18 protein-coding genes are annotated in these 17,934 nt (G+C 74.3%); 12 read left to right on the forward strand and 6 right to left on the reverse strand.

Annotation, left to right across the window (positions count from 1 at the left end; translation table 11 throughout):
• Positions 1–37: 37 nt before the first annotated feature.
• Positions 38–733: a hypothetical protein gene (locus tag ACGFZ2_RS24095; protein ID WP_393457099.1), complete on the reverse strand. Its 696-nt coding sequence runs from the start codon at positions 731–733 to the stop codon at positions 38–40.
• A 326-nt stretch (positions 734–1,059) separates the two neighbouring features.
• Here ACGFZ2_RS24095 and ACGFZ2_RS24100 point away from each other — a divergent pair, with 326 nt between their 5' ends.
• Genes ACGFZ2_RS24100 through ACGFZ2_RS24115 form a run of 4 tightly spaced genes read left to right on the forward strand, consistent with a single transcriptional unit; the run spans position 1,060 to position 3,832 of the window.
• On the forward strand, positions 1,060–1,545 hold the full coding sequence (locus ACGFZ2_RS24100; protein WP_007073334.1) for a CarD family transcriptional regulator: 486 nt from the start codon (positions 1,060–1,062) through the stop codon (positions 1,543–1,545).
• A 56-nt stretch (positions 1,546–1,601) separates the two neighbouring features.
• Entirely contained in the window at positions 1,602–2,297 is a 696-nt protein-coding gene (ispD, locus tag ACGFZ2_RS24105) for a 2-C-methyl-D-erythritol 4-phosphate cytidylyltransferase (RefSeq protein WP_393457102.1), read from the forward strand.
• Between the two features lie 16 nt (positions 2,298–2,313).
• On the forward strand, positions 2,314–2,796 hold the full coding sequence (gene ispF, locus ACGFZ2_RS24110; RefSeq protein WP_393264496.1) for a 2-C-methyl-D-erythritol 2,4-cyclodiphosphate synthase: 483 nt from the start codon (positions 2,314–2,316) through the stop codon (positions 2,794–2,796).
• A 10-nt stretch (positions 2,797–2,806) separates the two neighbouring features.
• A complete protein-coding gene (locus ACGFZ2_RS24115; protein WP_393264499.1) occupies positions 2,807–3,832 on the forward strand; it encodes a tetratricopeptide repeat protein in 1,026 nt (341 codons plus the stop codon).
• On the opposite strand, the gene ACGFZ2_RS24120 is transcribed toward ACGFZ2_RS24115, so the two are convergent.
• On the reverse strand, positions 3,829–4,995 hold the full coding sequence (locus ACGFZ2_RS24120; protein WP_393457105.1) for a homogentisate 1,2-dioxygenase: 1,167 nt from the start codon (positions 4,993–4,995) through the stop codon (positions 3,829–3,831). The two genes, ACGFZ2_RS24115 and ACGFZ2_RS24120, sit on opposite strands and share 4 nt — an antisense overlap.
• Before the next feature lie 95 nt (positions 4,996–5,090).
• On the opposite strand from ACGFZ2_RS24120, the gene ACGFZ2_RS24125 reads away from it, so the two are divergent.
• From ACGFZ2_RS24125 to ACGFZ2_RS24145, 5 genes are all read left to right on the forward strand, one after another.
• Positions 5,091–5,972, forward strand: a complete 882-nt coding sequence (locus ACGFZ2_RS24125) for a hypothetical protein (RefSeq protein ID WP_393457108.1) — start codon at positions 5,091–5,093, stop codon at positions 5,970–5,972.
• A 151-nt stretch (positions 5,973–6,123) separates the two neighbouring features.
• Positions 6,124–7,323 carry a fumarylacetoacetase gene (fahA, locus tag ACGFZ2_RS24130; protein WP_393457111.1) on the forward strand — a complete coding sequence of 400 codons (1,200 nt, stop codon included), beginning with the start codon at positions 6,124–6,126 and terminating at the stop codon, positions 7,321–7,323.
• 234 nt (positions 7,324–7,557) lie between these two features.
• Positions 7,558–7,767 carry a DUF397 domain-containing protein gene (locus ACGFZ2_RS24135; protein WP_091101629.1) on the forward strand — a complete coding sequence of 70 codons (210 nt, stop codon included), beginning with the start codon at positions 7,558–7,560 and terminating at the stop codon, positions 7,765–7,767.
• 102 nt (positions 7,768–7,869) lie between these two features.
• The gene (locus ACGFZ2_RS24140; protein WP_350706752.1) at positions 7,870–8,343 is read left to right on the forward strand and encodes an SRPBCC family protein; all 474 of its coding nucleotides are present in this window, start codon (positions 7,870–7,872) and stop codon (positions 8,341–8,343) included.
• 66 nt (positions 8,344–8,409) lie between these two features.
• Complete coding sequence (locus ACGFZ2_RS24145; protein ID WP_393264508.1) at positions 8,410–9,660, forward strand: PQQ-binding-like beta-propeller repeat protein; 1,251 nt, start codon at positions 8,410–8,412, stop codon at positions 9,658–9,660.
• 330 nt (positions 9,661–9,990) lie between these two features.
• Here ACGFZ2_RS24145 and hisC read toward each other — a convergent pair whose 3' ends face one another.
• From hisC to hppD, 4 genes are read right to left on the reverse strand one after another with little or no spacing between them, the layout of a single operon-like run.
• On the reverse strand, positions 9,991–11,091 hold the full coding sequence (gene hisC, locus ACGFZ2_RS24150; protein ID WP_393457114.1) for a histidinol-phosphate transaminase: 1,101 nt from the start codon (positions 11,089–11,091) through the stop codon (positions 9,991–9,993).
• Complete coding sequence (locus tag ACGFZ2_RS24155) at positions 11,088–12,005, reverse strand: RDD family protein (protein WP_393457117.1); 918 nt, start codon at positions 12,003–12,005, stop codon at positions 11,088–11,090. The genes hisC and ACGFZ2_RS24155 overlap by 4 nt, the downstream gene beginning before the upstream one ends.
• Positions 12,006–12,027: 22 nt before the next feature.
• The gene (locus tag ACGFZ2_RS24160; protein ID WP_393457119.1) at positions 12,028–12,753 is read right to left on the reverse strand and encodes an RDD family protein; all 726 of its coding nucleotides are present in this window, start codon (positions 12,751–12,753) and stop codon (positions 12,028–12,030) included.
• A gap of 11 nt (positions 12,754–12,764) precedes the next feature.
• A complete protein-coding gene (gene hppD / locus ACGFZ2_RS24165) occupies positions 12,765–13,970 on the reverse strand; it encodes a 4-hydroxyphenylpyruvate dioxygenase (RefSeq protein WP_393264515.1) in 1,206 nt (401 codons plus the stop codon).
• A gap of 158 nt (positions 13,971–14,128) precedes the next feature.
• Here hppD and ACGFZ2_RS24170 point away from each other — a divergent pair, with 158 nt between their 5' ends.
• The 3 genes from ACGFZ2_RS24170 to ACGFZ2_RS24180 all read left to right on the forward strand — a co-directional run bounded on the left by ACGFZ2_RS24170 (position 14,129) and on the right by ACGFZ2_RS24180 (position 17,917).
• The gene (locus ACGFZ2_RS24170; protein ID WP_393457122.1) at positions 14,129–14,620 is read left to right on the forward strand and encodes an Lrp/AsnC family transcriptional regulator; all 492 of its coding nucleotides are present in this window, start codon (positions 14,129–14,131) and stop codon (positions 14,618–14,620) included.
• Between the two features lie 128 nt (positions 14,621–14,748).
• Positions 14,749–16,182: a PQQ-binding-like beta-propeller repeat protein gene (locus tag ACGFZ2_RS24175; RefSeq protein ID WP_393457125.1), complete on the forward strand. Its 1,434-nt coding sequence runs from the start codon at positions 14,749–14,751 to the stop codon at positions 16,180–16,182.
• Positions 16,183–16,249: 67 nt separating this feature from the next.
• The gene (locus tag ACGFZ2_RS24180; RefSeq protein ID WP_393457128.1) at positions 16,250–17,917 is read left to right on the forward strand and encodes a fumarate hydratase; all 1,668 of its coding nucleotides are present in this window, start codon (positions 16,250–16,252) and stop codon (positions 17,915–17,917) included.
• The last annotated feature ends 17 nt before the right edge of the window (positions 17,918–17,934 follow it).

The raw sequence follows: 17,934 nt of genomic DNA on the forward strand, positions 1-17,934 counted from the left end.
GGGCCGCCGGGCCGCCGGGGAGACGTCGGGCGCCGGGTCAGGCGGCGAGGCCGGCCAGGTCGGCGCGGTAGTCCTCGGCGGAGCGCACCTCGGGCACCACCGTGACCAGCATCCCGGCCCGGTCGACCAGCAGCGCGGCGGCGACGCCGGGGCGGGGCGGCAGGTGCAGGAACGCGCGCAGCCCGCCCGCCGGGTCGGCCAGCGGTCGTACGGTCGCCCCGGCGGGCGGCGGCGAGACGCGTACGGGCCGGTCCCCGGCGACGGTGACGACCGTGACCCCGGCGGGCGCCAGGGCGGCGGCGGTGGCCACGTCGTCCGGGCAGGTGCACCCGTCGACCAGGATGATCATCGCGGGCAGCAGCCCGCGCAGCGGCACCGGCGACTGCCCCGCGTCGACCAGGTCCAGCGCCGGCAGCGGCCGTCCGGTCATCCCGGCCGGCGGGGCGTACGGCGCGGGGGTGGGCCCCGGGGCGGTCCGGCCGGAGCGGGGCCAGGTGACCGTCATCAGGCCGGCGACCGTGGCCAGCACCGCCACCAGCAGGACCAGCAGGGGCAGGGCGAGCGGGGACCGGGCGACCCGGCGGGGGCCGCCGTGACCGGCCCGCGCGCGCAGCTCGCGGCGGACCTGTTCGGCCTCGGCCGCCAGGGCGGAGGCATCGTCCGGCACGACCACCCGGCCCCACTCCGGCGGCAGGTCGGGTAGTTCGGGGCCGTCTGCGTCGGGCTTGCCCATCGGACCCCCAGGACGTCTCGGTGAGCGGACAGCGGCTCGACCTCCAGCGTCCCGCACGGGCTCTCGTACCGCTACACCTGGGCGCGTACGCGGGCGGCGGGATACCATGGGAGGAGCGCATAGCCCTTGATCTCGACGTTCGCGTCACTCGTACCGGCCCGTCATCCACAGGTTACGGAGCGTGTTTGAATCATCGGTTTGATGGTCTGTCAAGCCGAAGAAATACCTCTCACAGGGCCCCTGAGCTGCGCCAACGGTCAGGACAGCGGTGAGACATCGGTGCCTGAGCGTGTTACCCTAGACACAGCGAAAGGGGTTTCGAACCTATGGTTTTCAGTGTCGGCGAGACCGTTGTTTACCCCCACCACGGGGCCGCACTCATCGAGGCAATCGAGACTCGGGTCATCAAGGGCGAGCCTAAGCAATACCTCGTCCTGAGGGTCGCGCAGGGTGACCTGACGGTCCGGGTGCCCGCCGAGAACGCCGAGATCGTGGGTGTGCGCGAGGTGGTCGGCGAAGAGGGCCTCGGCAAGGTCTTCGACGTGCTCCGTGCACCGCACACCGAGGAGCCGACCAACTGGTCGCGGCGTTACAAGGCGAATCTGGAGAAGCTGGCCTCGGGCAACCCGTTGAAGGTCGCCGAGGTCGTCCGCGACCTGTGGCGCCGGGAGCGGGAGCGGGGCCTTTCCGCGGGCGAGAAGCGCATGCTCGCCAAGGCCCGCGACATTCTCGTCGGCGAGGTCGCGCTGGCCGAGAAGAGCACCAAGGACGAGGCGGAGACGCTGCTCGACAAGGTGCTCACCGAGGCCTAGTCCCCGCAGCATCGTCGTACCCGATTCGTAGCGAAGAAACCACCGAGGACCGCGACGTGACCGCGCAGCTCAATCCGTGCGGTGACGTCGCGGTCCTCGTGCCTGCGGCCGGTGCCGGCGTACGCCTGGGGCCCGGCCGGCCCAAAGCCCTGCGCCTGCTGGCGGGGGAACCGCTGCTGGTGCACGCCGTCCGCCGGCTCGCCGCCGCGCCCTCGGTGCACACCATCGTCGTGGCCGCTCCGGCCGCCGAGGTGACGGCCGTCCGCGACCTGCTCGGCCCGGTCGCCCCGGTGACCGTGGTGCCCGGCGGCGCCGAGCGGCAGGCCTCCGTGGCCGCCGCCCTCGCCGCCGTGCCGGCCGGCCCGGAGATCGTCCTCGTGCACGACGCCGCCCGGGCGCTGACCCCGCCCGAACTGGTGGAGTCCGTCGCGGCGGCCGTCCGCGCCGGGCACGACGCGGTGATCCCCGTGCTCCCCGTGGTCGACACGATCAAGGAGGTCGGCGCCGGCGAGGTCGTCCTCGGCACCGTCGACCGTTCCGCCCTGCGGGCGGTGCAGACCCCGCAGGGCTTCCGCCGGGCGGTGCTGGCCGCCGCGCACGCCGCCGCCGGCGACCCGCTCACCGACGACGCCGGCCTGGTCGAGAAGCAGGGCGTCCCGGTGCTCTGCGTCCCCGGCTCGGAGTACGCGCTGAAGGTCACCCGCCCGTTCGACCTGGCGCTGGCCGAGCACCTGCTGGCCGCCGGCGGCTGACGCGTACCCTCGTCGCATGATCGTTCCCCGGGTGGCCATCGGCACCGACGTGCACGCCTTCGAGGCAGGCCGGCCGTGCTGGGTGGCCGGTCTGCTCTGGCCCGACGAGGACGGCCTGGCCGGGCACTCGGACGCGGACGTGGCCGCGCACGCCGCCTGCAACGCGCTGCTCTCCGCGGCCGGCCTCGGAGACCTGGGCGCCAACTTCGGGGTGGGACAGCCCGAGTGGGCCGGCGCGTCGGGCGTCGCGCTGCTGGCCGAGAGCGCCCGCCGGGTACGGGCCGCCGGCTTCGCGATCGGCAACGTGTCGGTGCAGGTGATCGGCAACCGGCCCAAGATCGGTCCGCGCCGCGAGGAGGCCCAGCGGGTGCTCTCCGAGGCGGTCGGCGCGCCGGTCACCGTCTCCGCGGCCACCACCGACGGCCTCGGCTTCCCCGGGCGCGGCGAGGGCCTCACCGGCATCGCGGTGGCCCTGGTGTACGACGCTCCGGCCGCCTAGGCTCGCCGCGATGTCCAGCGACGCCACCTCCGACCGGTCCGCCGCCGACGGCTACCTCCAGCGCGCCCATCTCCTCGCCGAACTGGGCCGCTACGACGAGGCCGCCGCCGAGGTCTCCTACGCGGTCGCCCTGGACCCGGCGAACGCCGAGGCCCTGACCATGCTGTCCCGGGTCCACCTCGCGGCCGACCGGCCCAAGGAGGCGCTGACCGCCGCCGACGCAGCGGTCGCCGCCGCCCCGGACAGCGTCCCGGCGCTGGTCGCCCGGGGACTGGCCCTCGGCGACCTGGAGGAGTACGCGGAGTCGGCCCGTACCGCCGACCGGATCCTGGCGCTGGGTCCCGACGACGCGTACGCCCAGCGCAGCGCCGCGGCGATCCTGGCCGGCTCGCGCAACGGGCAGCCGGCGCTGAACGCGGCCTGGCGCGGGGTGGAGCTGGCCCCCGAGAACCCGCAGGCACATCTGGTGCTCGGGCTGGTGGCGGCCAACATGCAGCTGTTCGACCTGGCCGAGCGGGCCTACCGCGAGGCGCTGCGGCTGGACCCGCAGCTCGCGGAGGCCCGGCACGACATCGGGGTGCTCCGGCTGGAGCAGCGGCGCTGGAGCGAGGCGCTGGAACACCTCGCCGAGGCCGCCGCGATGAGCCCCGGCCGGGTCGACTCCGGCCGCACCATCTCGACCGGCCTGCGTCAGCTCGTGGTCTACGGCGCGGGCTGGACCATGGTCACCGCCGTGCTGATCGCGTGCATGGCGCCGGGCAGCGCCGGGCTGTCCCGGTTCGCGGCGGCGTTCGCGGCGCTCGGCGGGGCCCTCGTGGTCTGGCGCTTCGCCGCCAGGCTGCCCGGCCTGACCCGGACCATCCTGCCCGGCCTGCTGCGCTCCGACCGCACGCTGGCCCTGGCCGTCTACGCGGCGGCCGCCGCGCCCGCGCTGATCCTGCTCTACGCCCTGGTCGGCACCCCGTGGCCGCTGGTCCTCGCCATCGCCACGGCCACCGCCGCCGAGCTCGCCGTCCTGTCGCGTACGACCGTCTAGGGGCGACGCGCCCAGGTCCAGGCGTAGCCGTCGTCCTCGCAGGACCGGGCGGCGTCGCAGAGGTCGAGCGGGCGGAAGGTGTCGACCATGACGGCCAGCTCGTCGAAGAAGTCGGCGCCGATCGAGCGCTCGGCGGCGCCCGGCTGGGGGCCGTGGGTGAAGCCGGAGGGGTGCAGCGAGATCGAGCCCTGCTCGATGCCGGAGCCGCGCCGGGCCTCGTAGTTGCCGCCGGTGTAGAAGAGCATCTCGTCGGAGTCGACGTTGTGGTGGTTGTACGGCACCGGGATGGCGTCCGGGTGGTAGTCCACCTTGCGCGGCACGAACGAGCAGATCACGAAGTTCGGGCCCTGGAACGTCTGGTGCACGGGCGGCGGCTGGTGGATCCGGCCGGTGATCGGCTCGAAGTCGTGGATGGAGAAGGCCCACGGGTACATGTGGCCGTCCCAGCCGACCACGTCGAACGGGTGGTGGGCGTAGACGTGGCGGGTCCAGCCGCGGCGGTGCCGGACCAGCACCTCCACGTCGGTCTCGTCCACCAGCAGCGGCGCGTCCGGCCCGCGCACGTCCCGCTCGCAGTACGGCGAGTGCTCCAGGAACTGGCCCCGGACGGAGAGGTAGCGCTTGGGCGGGCCGATGTGGCCGGCCGCCTCGACGGCGAGCAGCCGGACCGGCCCGTCGCCGGTGGGCACCAGCCGGTGGATGGTCGAGGTGGGGATGACCACGTAGTCGCCGGCCACCGCGTCGAGCACGCCGAACGTCGACTCGACCCGTAGGGTGCCCGACTCGACGTACAGGCAGTGGTCGCCGGTCGCGTCCCGGAACAGTGGCGACGGCCGGTCCGCCAGCACGTACGCGATCCGCACGTCGTCGTTGGCGAGCAGGTACTGCCGGCCGAGCACCGGGTCTGCGCCGGCCCCGTCGAGCTTGTGGGTGCGCAGGTGGCGGGGCTTGAGCGGCAGGTTGGGCACCCGGGTGAACGCCGGCGGGGCGAACTCCTCGGCCGCCACGATCGCGGTCGGCGCGTGCCGGTGGTAGAGCAGGGACGAGTCGGAGGAGAAGCCCTCCTGGCCCATCAGCTCCTCGGCGTAGAGGCTGCCGTCGGGCTGACGGAACTGGGTGTGGCGCTTGCGTGGCACCTCGCCGACGCTGCGGTAGTAGGGCATCTCGCCTCCCGGTTCGTCCCGTTCACCGATCCAACAGTGTCCGATAATCGGACACTGTTGTCCGTTCCTCGTAGCGTCCCGTACATTCTTGTCTCGTGTCAACGCAGGTGCCCGCGCTTCTCGACGGCCTCGTCGACGACGCCGCCGTCTTCCCGCCCGGCAGCGCGCCGCTGCCCGACGCCGTCGCCGCGCACCGGCGGCACCGCGCCTCCTGGTACGCCGACCTGGTCGGCCCGCTCCTGGTCCCCGCCTCGCGGCTGCCCGAGCTGGCCGCGCTGCTCGACCCAGGGGAGGAGATCGAGGTCGGCGTCATCGGCGACGTGCCGGTCGCCCGGCTCGACGAGGCGCGGGCCGGGCTCGACCCGCGCATCCGCGTCCGGCAGGTCGAGGCCGCGGTCGCGAAGCGCGGCGAGGACCCGCTGCCGGGCCTGACCGAGCTGGTCGGGCTGGCCCGGCGGGCGAGGCGGGCCGACGGTCCCGCCGCCGACGGGCTCGCCGTCTACGCCGAGGTGCCGTTGACGTTCGGGCTGATGGGGGCGCTGGACGCGCTCGCCGCGGCCCGCGCCGACGGGCTGCCGGTAGCGGCGAAGTTCCGCACCGGCGGGCTGGCCGCCGAACTCTTCCCGACCCCGGCCGAGCTGGCCGCGGTGATCTGCGCCTGCCGGGACCGGGGCCTGCCGTTCAAGCTGACCGCCGGGCTGCACGAGGCGGTCCGGCACCTCGACCCGGAGACCGGCTTCACCCACCACGGCTTCGCCAACGTGCTGGCCGCGACGCTGGCCGCCGCCGAGGGCGCCGGGGTGGAGCGGGTCGCCGAGCTGCTCACCGCGACCGACCCGCGCCCGCTGGTGCAGCGCGTCGAGGACGCGCTGGCCGCCGCGCGCCCGCTGTGGGTCGGCTTCGGCTCGTGCAGCATCCTGGAACCACTGACCGATCTGATCCGGCTGGGGCTGGTGAACGGGGGCTTCGACGCATGAGCGAGCGTCAGCGAGCGAATCATCTTTGCAGGCCGGTGACGCCTCAGGGCGGCACTGCTCACGGTCCGACCCCCGGCCGAGGCCGTGTCGATGCTGCGGCATCCACCGACGCGGCCGGGGCTCGGACCGTTCGGCGCAGCGGAGGGCCGGCATGAGCTGGGTGACGGGTGCCGACGGATCGCCGTACGGGGTGGCCAACCTGCCGTACGGGGTGTTCCGCCAGGGGGAGCGCGAGCCACGCGTCGGCGTACGGATCGCCGACTTCGTGCTCGACCTGGCCGGCGCCGAGGCGGCCGGCCTGGTGCTGGCGGCCGGCACGCTGGGCCGGCCCACCCTCAACGACTTCATGGCCCTCGGTCGCCCACAGTGGACGGCCGTCCGGCAGCGGGTGACCGAGCTGCTCACCGACGCCGCCCACCGGCCGGCGGTGGAGCCGCTGCTGGTGCCGCTGGACGAGGTGCGGATGGTGCTGCCGTTCGACGTGGCCGACTACGTCGACTTCTACTCCTCCGAGCACCACGCGGGCAACGTGGGGCAGATCTTCCGCCCCGGTCAACCGCCCCTGCTGCCGAACTGGAAGCACCTGCCGATCGGCTACCACGGCCGGGCCGGCACGGTGGTCGTCTCCGGCACCCCGGTCGTGCGGCCCAGCGGGCAGCGGGCCACCGCGCAGGGCCCGGTCACCGGCCCGTCCGTACGCCTCGACATCGAGGCCGAGGTCGGCTTCGTGGTCGGCGTGCCCAGCCGGCTGGGCACGCGGGTCCCCGCCGACGACTTCGCCGACCACGTCTTCGGCGTGGTGCTGGTCAACGACTGGTCGGCCCGGGACATCCAGGCCTGGGAGTACCAGCCGCTCGGCCCGTTCCTGGGCAAGTCCTTCGCCACCTCGGTGTCCGCCTGGGTGACCCCGCTGGACGCGCTCGGCGACGCCTTCGTCCCCGCGCCCGACCAGGACCCGCCGGTCGCCGACTACCTGCGCGACGTGCCGCACCTCGGGCTGGACCTGCGCCTCGCGGTGGAGTGGAACGGCGAGCGTGTCAGCGAGCCGCCGTTCGCCACCATGTACTGGACGCCGGCGCAGCAGTTGGCCCACCTGACCGTCAACGGCGCCTCGCTGCGCACCGGCGACCTCTACGCCTCGGGCACCGTCTCCGGGCCGGAGCGGGGGCAGGTCGGCTCGTTCCTGGAGCTGACGTGGGGTGGGGCCGAGCCGGTGAAGTTCGCCGGGGGCGAGACCCGCACGTTCCTGGAGGACGGCGACACGGTGAGCATCACGGCCACCGCGCCCGGCCCGGACGGCACCACCATCGCCCTGGGCGAGGTGACCGGGACGGTCACCGCCGCGCGCTGACCTGCCCGCCGACGGGCGCGCGAACGGCCGGCGGCACCTGCGCCAACCCGTCCCCGCCCACCTCCGCGCACGACGGACCCCGGTCGCACAGATGGTGCGACCGGGGTCCGTCGTTTCCCCGTTGATCGTCGCGGATTCCGTCGCCATGCCGCGCCGGGCCGAGCCGGACGCCTCCTTTTCCGGTCCCGGTCCCGGCCGCCGGCGGGCGTCCCGACGACAGGAAAGGTGACGACGATGAACGATCTTCCGGGCGCGGTCTGGCGTACCAGCAGCCGCTCGAACGACCAGGGCCTCTGCGTGGAGGTGGCGGACAACCTGGTCGACGTCCTCGGTGTGGTGGGCGTACGCGACTCCAAGGACCAGGCCGGCCCCACGCTGGCGGTCAGCCCGCCGGGGTGGGCGGCCTTCGTGGGCGCGATCCGGGCCGGTCAGTTCGGCCGCTGACCGGGCCCCGGCCCGGTTTCGGGGCCTCCGGCGGCGGAATTCCGCTCCCGGGGGCCCCGTTCCGTGCTCACCCGGCGTACCGTCGACGCCACGGGAGGTGGCATGTCGACGGTGGCGGTCACGGAGTTCGTGGAGGCGCACGACGCCGACCTCTGGCGACTGCTGACCGACCTGACCACCCGCACCCGGCGCTTCACCGGCCCGGTGGAGGTGCTCACCCCCGGCGCGTTCGGCCCGGGCACCGCCTGGCGGGAGACCCGTTCCCAGCCTGACGGCACGGCGCTGGTCGAGGAGTTCGTCGTCATCGAGGCCGAGCCGCCCCGGCGGTTGGTGCTCGGTTCGCGGGGCGCCGGGGTGGACTACCGGATCACCTGGACGCTGCGCCCGGTCGAGCGGCGTCGCCGCGGCTGCACCGCCGTCACCGTCGAGCAGGAGGCGGTGCCGACCGCCCCGTACGGTCGGGTGGTCGCGCTGCTGCTCGGCGGGCTGGCCGCCCGGGCGGTCGAGCGCGCCCTGCGGCAGGACCTCGCCGACCTGGCCGCGGCGGCGGCCACCGGCACCGCCGAGGCGGCCTGAGGGCGCGCGGCGACCTGACAGGGCCCTGACCGGCCCCGCTGGGTAGGGTGCCGGGCGGAGGTGCGCATGGGGTTCCCGAAGGGCCGGCGACGGATCGTGGTGGCGGTCGCGGCGCTGCTCGCCACCGCCGCCGTCGCGGCGACGGTCCACCGGGTGCTCGCCCCCGCCGAGGTCAGCACGCCCGCCCGGGGCGCGTACCCGCCGGCCGCCGCCGCGGCCGTCGGCGTGGTCGGCCGGCTCCCGGTCGCCCCGCTGATCGTGGACGGCCGGCTGCGGGTCTACGCCGCCCACCGCCAGATCTACGCCGACCGGCCGGTCGGCGGCCGGCACCGGACCACCCCGTACTGGTCATACCGGCGGTGGCCGGCGGAGCTGGACGGGGTGGTCGCGAGCGGGACGACGGTGGTCAGCCGTTGGTCGGACGGGCGGCTCGTGGCGTTGGACGCGCGTACCGGCCGGGTGGCCTGGGAGGCGGCGGGGCCGGCGCCGGTCGGGGAGCGGACGGTTCGGCGCACCGGCGCGGCCACGGTCTGGGATCCCCGAGGTGTCTTCGTCGCCCGGGCCGCCGACGGTCGGCAGGTGGTGGTGGCGACGGGCGTGGGTGCCCGCGGCATCGACCTGGCCGACGGCCGTGAGCTCTGGCGGGCCGACGCGGACCCCGGCTGCCGGGAGGCGGTCGGCACGACGGCGTCGGGGCAGCTGATCACCGTGGACGCGTGCGCGGGTCCGGCCGTGGTGGAGTTCCGCGACGTCGCGACCGGCGTGGTCGGCGTCCGTTGGCGGCCGCCCGGGGCCGGCGACGAGCTGGTGGCGACGCCGGTGGGCTGCGGGACCGGCCGGGTCGGGTGCACCGCCCTGCGGACCGCCGCGCCGGGGGAGGACGCGGGCCGGGGGTGGCTGGTCGGCGACGGGGAGCCGGTCCCCGTCCCCGCCCTGGACCGGCCGGACGCCGAACTCGTCGACGGGACGGCGGTGGCGGTGGTCGACGGGGTGCCGGTCGCCCGTTCGGCCCGTACCGGCGCGGAGCTGTGGCGCCGTCCCGACCTGCCGGCGGCGCGGCTGATCGCCGTCCAGCCCGGCCGGGTGCACCTGCTGACCGAGACGAACGACCTGGTGACGCTGGACCCGGTGACGGGGGCGCAGCGGTCCTGGTTCGCGTTGAACGCGGGCTCGGACGGGATCGGCTGGGTGCCCGGCGCGGCGTACGCGGCGGACGGCTTCGTGGCCGTGGAGCGGCTCCGCGAGCCGGTCGACCCGACGGGGGACGATCAGCGCTACTACCTCACCTCGGAACCGGTGATCCTCGCCGCGACGTGAGGACGCCGCCCGCCCGGCTACTCGACAAAACGGACATAAGTTACCTATAGTCCCACTTGTGCGTCTCCTGGCTGCCCTGTTGGGCGCGATCCTGATCCTGGTCACCGCCTCGCCCGCCGACGCCGCGCCGTCCGGCCGGACGGCCACCGTCCGGGTCGTCCTGGACCGCCGCCTGCCCGACGGTCCCTGGTCTCCGGCCGCCAGTGCCCGGCCGCCTGAGACGTCCGGGCCGGTCCGCGGGGGGATGGCGGACCGGCCCGGTCACCGCCGGGCGCCCGACCCGGCCGGCCGACGGGCGTCCCGCAGCCGGCCGGATCGGGGCGACCCGGCTCAGGCCAGCGCCGCCTCGGCGGCGGCGAGGAAGGCGTCGTTCTCGGCCGGGGTGCCGATGGTGACCCGGACCCCGTCGCCGGGGAACGGCCGGACGATCACGCCCCGGGCCTCGCACGCCTTGCCGAAGTCCACCGCCCGGTCGCCCAGCGGCAGCCAGACGAAGTTCGCCTGGCTGTCCGGCACGTCCGAGACGAGCTTGCGCAGCGCCTCGGTCACCCGGTCGCGCTCCGCCACGACGAGGCCGCACCGCCGCTGAACCTCGTCGGCCTGGCCGAGCGCGGCGAGCGCGCCCGCCTGCGCGGCCATGCTGGTGGAGAACGGCGTGACGACCTTGCGCACGGCCGCCGCCACCGCCGGCTGGGCGACCAGGAAGCCGATCCGCAGGCCGGCCAGGCCCCAGGCCTTGGAGAGCGTCCGCAGCACGACCACGTTCGGCCGGTCGAGGTAGGTGAGCCCGTCCGGCACATCGGGGTCGGTGACGAACTCCCGGTACGCCTCGTCGATGACCACGAGCACGTCCTCGCCGACCGCGTCGAGGAACCGGTCCAGCTCGGCCCGGCGTACCGAGGTGCCGGTGGGGTTGTTCGGGTTGCAGACCAGGATCATCCGGGTCCGGTCGGTCACCGCCGCCGCCATCGCGGCCAGGTCGTGCCCGTGCCCGGCGTCGTTGGGCACCCGCACGCTGGTCGCGCCGCTGGTCGCCGCGATGATCGGGTACGCCTCGAAGGAGCGCCACGAGTAGAGCAACTCGTCCCCGGGCAGGCAGGTGGCCCGGACGAGGTGCTCGGCCAGCGCCACCGAGCCGCAGCCGGTGGCGATCCGGTCGGGGTCCACGCCGTACCGCTCGGCCAGCGCCTCGCGCAGCGCGACCACGCCCATGTCCGGGTAGCGGTGCACCCCGGCGACGGCTTCGGCGACGGCCTCCACCACGCCGGGCAGCGGCCCGTACGGGACCTCGTTGCTGGCCAGCTTGATCGCCTCGGGGAGCCCGAGCTCGCGGGCCAGGTCGGCCGGGCTGCGGCCGGGCACGTAGTTGGGCAGCGCGTCCAGGTCGGCGCGGGTCAGCCGCAGCGCCGGCTGGCGTCCGGTGTCGGTCATGGGGTGTCTCCCGAGGGGTCGGTGCGGTCCGGGGTGGTCCGGCGGGTGCGGGGCAGTTGGACCACCACGGTCTGCGCCCGCTTGTCGTGCAGGGCCTGGCGCAGCGGGTGGTCGAAGAGCGGGGAGAGCGCGTCGACGAGCTGGAGCAGCAGGCCGAGGCCGCAGCAGTACCACAGCAGGGTGGGCAGGCCGAGGGTGTTCCACCGGCGCAGCGCCCGACCGAAGCCGAGCGGCTCGTCGGCGGCCACCGGGAGCACCTTGATGCCCACCACCCGCTTGCCGAAGGTCTGCCCGCCGGCGGCCGTCGTCGGCACCTCGTACGCGAGCCAGAGCGCGGTGGCGATCAGCAGGATGACGACCTGGAGGCCGCCGGCCTGTTCGCTGGGCTGCGGCAGCCCCTCGGTGGAGGTGTCGCCGGCCAGCGCCCGTCGGAACACCTCCCGCCAGTACGGGGTGACCTCCTCGACCAGCCGCCACACGAACCAGCCGTTCACCACGGCGTTCAGGGCGAACACGATGGCGAAGTCGATCAGCCGGGCGACCAGCCGGGCGCCGAACCCGGCCAGCGGGAGCCCGTGCGGGCGGGGCTCCGGCGGCCGTCCCGGCCAGTTCCCCGGCGCCCAGCCGGGCGGCGGCCCCTGCGGATGACCGTGGCCCCCCGGCGGCTGCCACGGGTACGGCTGCCCGGGGTACGGCTGCCCGGGGTGGGGTTGCCGGCCCGCGGGCGCGCCCGGCGCGGAGACCGGTGCCGCGGGCGGAGTCGGGGCGGGCGCGGGCGGCGGCTCGGGCGGCGGTGGTCCCTCGGGCGGGGTGACGTCGACGGGGATCGGCGCGCCGATCCAGCCCTCGCCGTCCCACCAGCGTCGGGTGTCCGGATCGGCCGGGTCGACGTACCAGCCCGGTTCGACGCTCACGGCCTGGCCTCGCTGCGCTCGCTCACGCAGACACCTTAACGACGACGGTGCCGGCGAACTTGTCGTGGAGGCACTGCTGCCAGGGCTTGTCCCACAGTTGCCAGAGCCCGTCGAGGTAGCTGAGGCCGGGGAGGAACATCGCGGCGACGTGCTGCACGGCGTACCGCTTGCCGGCCATCCGCCGGTCCAGCGTGGCGGCCGGGTCGAGCGGCACCACCCGCAGCTTCATCACCTTCTTGCCGAAGGTCTGGCCGGTGCGCTTCATGTACTCCACGTGGTAGAGCCAGTAGAGCCCGAGCATCAGCACGAACAGGCCCAGTTCGAGCAGGAGTATCGGCAGCATGAAGTCGGTCATGAAGGACCCGGGGTCCGGCTCGACGAGGGTGCCGTCCGGGTTGGTCCGGGTCAGCTCGGTCATCATGTTCCACCAGAGCAGCAGGAACGCCGGCAGGAAGAGGACCATCGCCACCAGCGTGCTCAGTCCGACGTCGATCAGCGCGGCGAGCAGCCGGTCGGCGAAGCTGGCGAGCGGCTGACCGCCGGGCGCGAGCGTCGGGGTCGGGCGGGGCGGCCCGCCCCAGCCCGGGGGCGGCGGAACCCAGCCCGGCGGCGGGACGTGTCCGGGTGGGGCGTACTGCGGCGGCACCGCGTACCCCTGGCTGGTCGGGCCGGAGGGCGGCGCGAAGCCGCTGGCGGCGGGCGTGGGCCCACCGGCCGGCGGCGTCGGGTACGACGGAGGCTGCGTCACGCTCGACAGTGTTACAGGTTGCCGCGCTTCTCCTGCTCGCGCTCGATGGCCTCGAAGAGCGCCTTGAAGTTGCCCTTGCCGAAGCCGAGCGAGCCGTGCCGCTCGATCAGCTCGAAGAAGACGGTCGGGCGGTCCTGCACCGGCTTGGTGAAGATCTGCAACAGGTAGCCGTCCTCGTCCCGGTCCACCAGGATCTTGCGGGCCTTCAGCTCCTCGATCGGCACCCGCACCTGGCCGATCCGGGCGCGCAGCTCCGGGTCGTCGTAGTACGAGTCCGGGGTGTCCAGGAACTCGACGCCGGCGGCGCGCATCGCGTCGACGCTGGCCAGGATGTCGTTGGTGGCCACGGCGATGTGCTGGGCGCCCGGGCCCTGGTAGAACTCCAGGTACTCGTCGATCTGCGACTTCTTGCGGGCGATCGCCGGCTCGTTGAGCGGGAACTTCACCTTGCGGGTGCCGCTGGCGACGACCTTGCTCATCAGCGCCGAGTAGTCGGTGGCGATGTCGTCGCCGACGAACTCGGCCATGTTCGAGAAGCCCATGACGCGCTTGTAGAACTCGACCCACTCGTCCATCCGGCCGAGCTCGACGTTGCCGACCACGTGGTCGACGGCCTGGAAGAAGCGCTTCGGCTGGACGCCGGCGTCGATCATCGGCTGCCGGTCCACGATCGGCTTGCGGGCCACGAAGCCGGGCAGGAACGGGCCGGTGTAGCGGGACCGGTCGACCAGCGTGTGCCGGGTGTCGCCGTACGCGGCGATGGCGGCCAGCCGGACGGTGCCGTGCTCGTCGCTGACGTCGTGCGGCTCGACGAGGCCGGTCGCGCCCTGCGCGGTGGCGTGCGCGTACGCGGCGTCGACGTCCGGGACCTCCAGCGCGATGTCGGAGACGCCGTCGCTGTGCTTGGTCACGTGCTCGGCGCCGGGCGCGTCCGGGCGGACCGCGCCGGTCAGCACGAACCGGGCCGAGCCGCTGGTCAGCACGTACTGGGCATGGTCACGGTAGCCCTGCTCCGGCCCCCGGTACGCCACGCAGGTCATCCCGAACGCGGTGGAGTAGTAGTGCGCCGCCTGCTTGGCGTTGCCGACCAGGAAGTGCACGTGGTCGAGGCCCTTGACGGGGAACGGGTCGCGGCTGATGTCGTGGTCGACGGCGCCGACGAGCACGTCGATGTCGACGTCGTCGGTCCCGTGGGGTCGGTCGATCGCCTGGGTCATCGCGGTCTCCCTCAAGTACCGGTCGGCCTCGTGGCCGCCGCCGTGGTCGGTGCGGGTGGTTCTGCTGCTTCTGTGGCGAGGATCGCGGTGACCCGGCGCACTGGGCAACTGTCGGCGTGGGAGCTGGTCAGGTTGCGCATTAAGTAAGGTGTCCAGCCATGAACGCTGGTCAGGCTGTACAGCTCGACGCCCTCGACGCGCGGTTGATCGAACTGCTCGCCGAGGAGCCGCGGATCGGGGTCCTGGAGTGCTCCCGGCGCCTCGGGGTCGCCCGGGGCACCGTGCAGGCCCGGCTCGACAAGCTGGTCGAGCGGGGGGTCGTCGGCGGGTTCGGTCCGGAGATCTCCCCGGCGGCGATCGGGTTCGGGGTGACCAGCTTCGTCACGCTGGAGATCAGCCAGCGGCACGGGCACGACCGGGTGGCCGCGCACCTGGCCGCGATCCCGGAGGTGCTGGAGGCGCACACCATCACCGGCTCCAGCGACCTGCTCTGCCGGATCGTGGCCCGCTCGAACACCGACCTCCAGCGGGTGATCGACCAGATCGTCTCGTACGAGGGCATCCGCCGCGCCTCGACGATCATCGCGCTGGCCGAGCAGATCCCGTACCGCACCCTCCCCCTGGTCCGCTCCGCCGCCGCCGGGGGGTAAGGAAGGGGCCCTTCCTATACAGAAAGCGATAACAGGGGGCCCTTCCTTACCGCACCCGCGCGGAGAAAGGGCGGCGACACGGCGGCGCGGGACGGCGGGAGCGCGGCGGTCGTCGCTACGGTGTGCGTGTGGCGAAGGCGGGCGGCCTCGGATGGCGTGGCGGGCTGCTGCTCGCGCTGATCGTGGTCGTCGCGCTCGCCGCGACCGGGGTGTGGAACCCGTTCCCCGGCGTGTGGGACTGGGTCGACCGCAGCGAGCCGATCTCCGAGCCGGACGTGGTCTGGCAGCAGCGGGTCGGCGGCACCCCGCGCAGCGTGACCATCGCGGGAAACACCGTGGTGGTCGAGCAGCGCACCCGGGTGGAGGCGCGCAGCCTCGCCACCGGCGACCAGCTGTGGGAGCGCAAGGCCGACTGGTCCGCGGTCGCCGGCGGCGACCGGGACGCGGTCGTCGTCGTGGGCAAGCTCCTGGTCAAGGGGTACGAGGTGCTCGACCCGACCACCGGCGCCACGCGGCGGCGCGACGGCGACGCGGTGGCCGTCTGGACGTACCGCAACCTGCTGCTCGACGCCCGCTGCGTCGACGCCACCGACTGCACGATCAGCGCCTGGGAGCCGCGCGGCACCGCCCCGGTGTGGACGGCCTTCGTGCCCGGGGTGCGCAGCGGGCTGCTCGGCGACAACCCGGGGCTGCTCGGCACCCGCCGGCTCGACGCCGTCCGGATCGACGAGGAGGTGGCGGGGCCGGAGGCGGTGCCGCCGCTGCTCGGTTTCCCCATCGACGGCCGGGTGCACGTGCTCGACACCGCCACCGGGCGGGTGCTCCAGAACGTCGAGCCCGGCCGGGACGAGCGGCTGTCGGTGGTCGGCGGCCGGCTCCTGCGGATCACCGCCCGATCCCAGGACGGCACCTGCTACTTCGCCATCTCCGGCCGCGACCCGGCGACGGGTCGGGAGACCTGGCAGCGGGCCGGGGTCAACCTGCGCACCGCCGACAACGCCGGCTGCGTGCAGCGGGAGGACCCGCAGGGGGCGCGGAACGTGCTGATCGGCGTCGCCCCGGACGCCCGCGAGGCGGTCCTCGACGGGTACGACGGGCGGCTGCTGCTGGTGGCCGCCGCCGGGGAGCGGCTGCTCGCCGTCGACGACCGCCACGCCCTGGTCCGCCCGGCCGACAAGCGGGCGGTGGTCAGCCACGAGCTGGGCACCGGACGCGTCCGGTGGACCCGTCCCGCCGGTGCGAAGGCGGGCGCCGCGCTCACTCCGTACGCGGCCGTGCTCGCCGACGAGAAGCCGTCCCGGCTGGTGGCGCTCGACCCGCGTACCGGGCGGGAGTTGGCGAGCCTGCGGACCGCGGCGAACGCCCTCGCGGTCGGCCCGAACGGCATGGTCATCGGCGAGGGACGGGAGATCGGGTACGTCCGCTTCGGCGGCGCGGCCGGCGCCCCGGCGGGGCCCGGCGACGGCGGCGTACCCGGTCCCGGCGGCGTCCCGGGCGGCACGGCGGGGGTTCCCGGGCCGGCGGACAGCTGCGGCCCGAAGCGGGAACTCTGCCCCGGGTGAGAGCGGCGTCCCAGGACCGACCCGGCGGGTGCAACTGATCGACCCTTCTGCCCTAGGCTTTCCGCTCATGAGCAGTGCCGCCGCGTTCTCGTACGCTCCCTTGCTGCCGACCGGTCCGGACCAGACGGAATACCGCCTGGTCACCGACGAGGGCGTCGACGTCGTCAACGGCCCGGGAGGCCGCCGGTTCCTCACCGTGGAGCCGACGGCGCTCACCGCCCTCACCGCGGAGGCGATGCACGACATCGCGCACTTCCTGCGCCCCGCGCACCTGGCCCAGCTGCGGTCGATCATCGACGACCCGGCGGCCTCGCCGAACGACCGGTTCGTCGCGCTCGACCTGCTGCGCAACGCCAACATCGCGGCCGGCGGCGTCCTGCCCATGTGCCAGGACACCGGCACCGCGATCGTGATGGGCAAGCGCGGCCGGCACGTCCTCACCGACGGCAGCGACGCCGAGGCCGTCTCGCGCGGCGTCTACCAGGCGTACACCCGGCTCAACCTGCGCTACTCGCAGCTCGCCCCGCTCACCATGTGGGAGGAGCGCAACACCGGCAGCAACCTGCCGGCGCAGGTGGAGATCTACGCCGAGGACCCGGACGGCCACCCCGACGCGTACAAGTTCCTCTTCATGGCCAAGGGCGGCGGCTCGGCCAACAAGTCGTACCTCTACCAGGAGACCAAGGCGCTGCTGAACCCGACGCGGATGATGCAGTTCCTGGAGGAGAAGCTGCGGCTGATCGGCACCTCGGCCTGCCCGCCCTACCACCTGGCCATCGTCATCGGCGGCACCTCCGCCGAGTACGCGCTGAAGACCGCCAAGTACGCCAGCGCCAAGTACCTCGACGCGCTGCCCACCTCCGGCTCGATGACCGCGCACGGCTTCCGCGACCTGGAGCTGGAGGCCGAGGTGCTGGAGCTGACCCGCAACTTCGGCATCGGGGCGCAGTTCGGCGGGCGCTACTTCTGCCACGACGTGCGGGTGGTCCGGCTGCCCCGGCACGGCGCCTCCTGCCCGGTGGCGATCGCCGTCTCCTGCTCCGCGGACCGGCAGGCGGTCGCCAAGATCACCCCGTCGGGCGTGTGGCTGGAGCGCCTCGAAACCGACCCGGCGCGGTACCTGCCCGACGTCACCGACGCGCAGCTCGACGCCGCCGAGGTGGTCCGGGTCGACCTGAACCGGCCGATGGACGAGATCCGCGCCGAGCTGTCGAAGTACCCGGTGAAGACCCGGCTGTCGTTGACCGGCCCGCTCGTGGTGGCCCGCGACATCGCGCACGCCAAGATCGCCGAGCGGCTGGACGCCGGCGAGCCCATGCCGCAGTACCTGCGCGACCACGCGGTCTACTACGCCGGCCCGGCCAAGACCCCGGAGGGCTACGCGTCCGGCTCGTTCGGCCCGACCACGGCCGGCCGGATGGACGCGTACGTGGAGAAGTTCCAGGCCGCCGGCGGCTCGCAGGTGATGCTCGCCAAGGGCAACCGGTCCGCCCAGGTCACCCGCTCCTGCCAGCAGCACGGCGGCTTCTACCTCGGCTCGATCGGCGGACCCGCCGCCCGGCTCGCCCAGGACTGCATCAAGCACGTCGAGGTCCTGGAATACCCGGAGCTGGGCATGGAGGCGGTCTGGAAGATCGAGGTGGAGGACTTCCCGGCCTTCATCGTGGTCGACGACAAGGGCAACGACTTCTTCGCCGAGGTCACCAAGCCGGTGCTCACCGTCGGCCGCCGCTGACCCCAGTGGACGACGAA

It is taken from the genome of Micromonospora sp. NPDC048063 (genome assembly GCF_043202855.1).
In the GTDB taxonomy this organism is placed as follows: Bacteria; Actinomycetota; Actinomycetes; order Mycobacteriales; family Micromonosporaceae; genus Micromonospora.

Coding starts and splice junctions, on each gene's coding strand:
- ACGFZ2_RS24095 (WP_393457099.1), bottom strand. CDS start 733: ATGGGCAAGCCCGACGCAGACGGCCCCGAACTACCCGACCTGCCGCCG.
- ACGFZ2_RS24100 (WP_007073334.1), top strand. CDS start 1,060: ATGGTTTTCAGTGTCGGCGAGACCGTTGTTTACCCCCACCACGGGGCC.
- ispF (WP_393264496.1), top strand. CDS start 2,314: ATGATCGTTCCCCGGGTGGCCATCGGCACCGACGTGCACGCCTTCGAG.
- ACGFZ2_RS24115 (WP_393264499.1), top strand. CDS start 2,807: ATGTCCAGCGACGCCACCTCCGACCGGTCCGCCGCCGACGGCTACCTC.
- ACGFZ2_RS24120 (WP_393457105.1), bottom strand. CDS start 4,995: ATGCCCTACTACCGCAGCGTCGGCGAGGTGCCACGCAAGCGCCACACC.
- fahA (WP_393457111.1), top strand. CDS start 6,124: ATGAGCTGGGTGACGGGTGCCGACGGATCGCCGTACGGGGTGGCCAAC.
- ACGFZ2_RS24135 (WP_091101629.1), top strand. CDS start 7,558: ATGAACGATCTTCCGGGCGCGGTCTGGCGTACCAGCAGCCGCTCGAAC.
- ACGFZ2_RS24140 (WP_350706752.1), top strand. CDS start 7,870: ATGTCGACGGTGGCGGTCACGGAGTTCGTGGAGGCGCACGACGCCGAC.
- ACGFZ2_RS24145 (WP_393264508.1), top strand. CDS start 8,410: ATGGGGTTCCCGAAGGGCCGGCGACGGATCGTGGTGGCGGTCGCGGCG.
- hisC (WP_393457114.1), bottom strand. CDS start 11,091: ATGACCGACACCGGACGCCAGCCGGCGCTGCGGCTGACCCGCGCCGAC.
- hppD (WP_393264515.1), bottom strand. CDS start 13,970: ATGACCCAGGCGATCGACCGACCCCACGGGACCGACGACGTCGACATC.
- ACGFZ2_RS24170 (WP_393457122.1), top strand. CDS start 14,129: ATGAACGCTGGTCAGGCTGTACAGCTCGACGCCCTCGACGCGCGGTTG.
- ACGFZ2_RS24180 (WP_393457128.1), top strand. CDS start 16,250: ATGAGCAGTGCCGCCGCGTTCTCGTACGCTCCCTTGCTGCCGACCGGT.